This is a genomic window from Vibrio sp. 10N.222.55.C7, assembly GCF_041473335.1.
In the GTDB taxonomy this organism is placed as follows: domain Bacteria; phylum Pseudomonadota; class Gammaproteobacteria; order Enterobacterales; family Vibrionaceae; genus Vibrio; species Vibrio crassostreae_C.
In genome coordinates this window covers 1-459 of sequence record NZ_JBFRSC010000132.1, presented here as the reverse complement: position 1 = coordinate 459, position 459 = coordinate 1, and the positions used below count along the sequence as shown (strand labels likewise).

Sequence of the window (459 nt, the reverse complement as noted above, 5' to 3'; positions counted from 1 at the left end):
ATTCCTAACCGATGATCCTCAATTTTTAGAAGCTAGCTTAAAGAATAACGTTCGAATATTCGATACTCGCAAACCCAAAAGTAAAGGCGATCTGAAAACGTTTAGCGGCAAAATACACAACGTTAAATGTCCGAGAATTGCTGTAATGGGGACGGATTGCGCGCTAGGAAAACGAACAACAGCAACAATATTGGCGAATGAACTGACTAAAAAAGGCCTTAACGTCGTTCTGATTGCCACCGGTCAAACAGGCATTATGCAAGGCGCACAATACTGCGTTGCACTCGATGCTGTTCCTTCACAATTTTGTGCCGGTGAGTTGGAATCTGTCATTGTACAGGCCTATGAAAAAGAAAACCCGGATCTGATTATTATTGAAGGGCAAGGAGCCTTGAGTCACCCTGCGTTTTCAACCAGCGCTTTTATCTTACGTGGCAGCTGTCCAACGGGTGTGATACT

At 44.0% G+C, this 459-nt stretch carries 1 protein-coding gene; it reads left to right on the top strand.

Annotated elements, in window-relative coordinates:
• A partial coding sequence (locus AB4482_RS23110) for a DUF1611 domain-containing protein (protein ID WP_372181804.1) occupies positions 1 to 459 on the top strand: 459 nt, incomplete at both ends.